Origin of the sequence: Inquilinus sp., from assembly GCF_039594555.1 — a bacterium.
GTDB lineage: Bacteria > Pseudomonadota > Alphaproteobacteria > DSM-16000 > Inquilinaceae > Inquilinus.
Genome location: NZ_JBCNNF010000603.1, coordinates 1 through 3,141 on the forward strand (window position 1 = coordinate 1; position 3,141 = coordinate 3,141).

2 protein-coding genes are annotated in these 3,141 nt (G+C 71.2%); both read left to right on the forward strand.

Translation table 11 applies throughout. From position 1 onward, the window contains the following. Positions 1–2,029: pyruvate, phosphate dikinase (ppdK, locus tag ABDW35_RS34810; protein ID WP_343718422.1), on the forward strand; the 2,029-nt coding region annotated here is incomplete at its 5' end. 206 nt (positions 2,030–2,235) lie between these two features. Continuing rightward, the coding region (locus ABDW35_RS34815) for an alpha/beta hydrolase (RefSeq protein WP_343718423.1) at positions 2,236–3,141 on the forward strand (906 nt) is incomplete at its 3' end.

A 3,141-nucleotide genomic window follows, 5' to 3' on the forward strand; every position in this document is an offset into this window, starting at 1 on the left:
CTCCTGGATGAACCAGCGGGCCATCACCTATCGCCGGCTGCACGACATCCCGGCCAGCTGGGGCACGGCGGTGACCGTCCAGGCCATGGTGTTCGGCAATATGGGCGACGACTGCGCCACCGGCGTGGCCTTCACCCGCAATCCGTCGACCGGCGAGAACGCGTTCTACGGCGAGTACCTGGTCAACGCCCAGGGCGAGGACGTGGTCGCCGGCATCCGCACGCCGCAGAACCTGACCAAGGTGTCGCGCGAGGCGGCGGGCAGCGACCTGCCGTCGATGGAGGAGACGATGCCGGAGACCTTCCGGCAGCTCTGCGACATCCGCGACCGGCTGGAAGGCCATTACCGCGACATGCAGGACATCGAGTTCACGGTCCAGCAGGGCCGGCTCTACATCCTGCAGACCCGCAACGGCAAGCGCACCGCCGCCGCGGCGCTGCGCATCGCGGTCGAACTTGCCAAGGCCGGCGTGATCGACCAGCGCGAGGCGGTGCGCCGGGTCGAGCCACAAGCGCTGGACCAGCTGCTGCACCCGACGCTGGACCCGAAGGCCAAGCGCGAGGTCATCGCCAAGGGCCTGCCGGCCTCGCCCGGCGCCGCCTCCGGCAAGATCGTGCTGACCGCGGACGAGGCCGAGACCCTGGCCCAGATGGGCGACAAGGTGATTCTCGTCCGCGAGGAGACCAGCCCCGAGGACATCCACGGCATGCACGCCGCCGCCGGCATCCTGACCACCCGCGGCGGCATGACCAGCCACGCGGCGGTGGTGGCCCGCGGCATGGGGCGGGCCTGCGTCTCCGGCGCCGGCGAGCTGCGCATCGACACCAAGGCGAAGACGGTCTCGGTCGGCGGCGTCACGCTCAAGGCCGGCGACGTCATCACCATCGACGGCGCCGCCGGCGAGGTGATGAAGGGCGAGGTGCCGACGGTGCAGCCCGAGCTGTCCGGCGACTTCGCCACGCTGATGGGCTGGGCCGACGAGGTCCGGCGGATGAAGATCCGCACCAATGCCGAGACCCCGCTCGACGCCCGCACCGCGCGCAAGTTCGGGGCCGAGGGCATCGGCCTGTGCCGGACCGAGCACATGTTCTTCGAGGCCGACCGCATCACCGCGGTGCGCCGCATGATCGTGGCCGAGACGGTGGAGGCGCGGAAGGCGGCGCTGGCCGAGATCCTGCCGATGCAGCGCAAGGATTTCGTCGAGCTGTTCACCATCATGAAGGGCCTGCCGGTCACCATCCGCCTGCTCGACCCGCCGCTGCACGAGTTCCTGCCGCGGACCGAGGAGGACCTGGAGGAGGTGGCCCGCACCGCCGGCGTCGATCTCGGCCGGGTGCGGCACCGCACCGCGCAGCTGCATGAGAGCAACCCGATGCTCGGCCATCGCGGCTGCCGCCTCGGCATCTCCTTCCCGGAGATCTACGAGATGCAGGCGCGGGCGATCTTCGAGGCGGTGGCCGAGGTCAAGTCCGCGTCCGGCGAGACGGTGACGCCGGAGATCATGATCCCGCTCGCCTTCTCGAAGAAGGAGCTCGACATCCTCAAGGCCGCGATCGTGGCGGTGGCCGCCGCGGTCGAGCAGGAGAAGGGCATCAAGCTCGACTTCCTGGTCGGCACCATGATCGAGCTGCCCCGTGCGGCGCTGCGGGCGCATGAGCTGGCGGAGACGGCAGAGTTCTTCTCCTTCGGCACCAATGACCTGACCCAGACCACCTTCGGCATCAGCCGCGACGATGCTGGCACCTTCCTGCCGGACTACACCCGCGCCGGCATCCTGGAGCAGGACCCCTTCGTCACCCTCGACCGCGACGGCGTGGGCGAGTTGGTGTCGCTGGCGGCGGAGCGCGGCCGCAAGACCCGCAGCGGCATCAAGCTCGGCATCTGCGGCGAGCATGGCGGCGACCCGGCCTCGATCCATTTCTGCGAATCGGTCGGGCTCGACTACGTCTCCTGCTCGCCCTACCGGGTGCCGATCGCCCGCCTGGCCGCGGCGCAAGCGGCGCTGAAGGCCGAGGTGAAGGCCGAGTAGAATGATGGGGGCGGTTTCCCGTCGGTGGCCACAGGCTCTGCCACGTTGCCTCTCCCGCGTGGCGGGAGAGGTCGGACATCCGCCAGGGTGTCCGGGTGAGGGCTGGCACAGGCGGTGGGAAAGGGCCCTCACCCGGAGCCGCTTCGCGTCTCCGACCTCTCCCGCTTGCGGGAGAGGCAACGCTACAGGGCCCGGGATCTGAGATCATGGACCTCGCCGCCGCGCCCCGCACGGATGTCCTGACGACGCCGGACGGGGCGCGGCTGCGCTGGGGCGCGTGGCCGGAGCCGGAGGGGCGGGTGCGCGGCACCGTGCTGATCCTGAACGGCCGCAGCGAGTTCATCGAGAAGTACCGTGAGACCGCGGGCGAGCTGATCGCCCGCGGTTTTCGCGTCTTCGGCTTCGACTGGCGCGGCCAGGGCCTGTCGTCGCGCACCCCGGTGGGCGACGAGACCGGGCATTACGACAGTTTCGACCCGCTGGTGGACGACGCCGCCCGTCTGATCGACCAGGTGGTGCGGCCGGTGGGGGAGGGGCCGCTGGTCATCCTCGGCCATTCCATGGGCGGGCATCTGGCGCTGCGGCTGCTGGCCGCCCGGCCGTACCTCGCGGCCGGGGCGATCCTGACCGCACCGATGGTGACGCCGATCGCGGTGCCGGCGGTGCAGCGGGTGGCGCGGCTGCTGTCCCCGGTGGCAGCGTCGTTCGGCCGCGGCCGCCGCTATGCCCCGGGCGAGGGCGGCTATGACGCGCAGCGGCTGCTCGACCCGCGGCTGCTCCTGTCCAGCGACCCGGTGCGCAACCGCATCCAGGCCGACTGGTTCCGCGACCATCCGGAGTATCGCGTCTCCGGCATCACCTGGGGCTGGCTGGCGGCGGCCTTCCGCTCCTCCGCCGCGATCGCGCGGGAGGCGCCGTCGATCCGGGTGCCGGTGCTGATGCTGCTGGCCGGGCAGGAGCGGCTGGTCGACAACGCCGCCGCTCAACGGGTCGCCCGATTGCTGCCGCAGTGCCGGGTCAGCGTCTATCCGGACGCCCGGCACGAGATCCTGATGGAACGCGACGACATCCGCAGCGCCTTCTGGCGCGACGCCGACGACTTCCTGGCCACG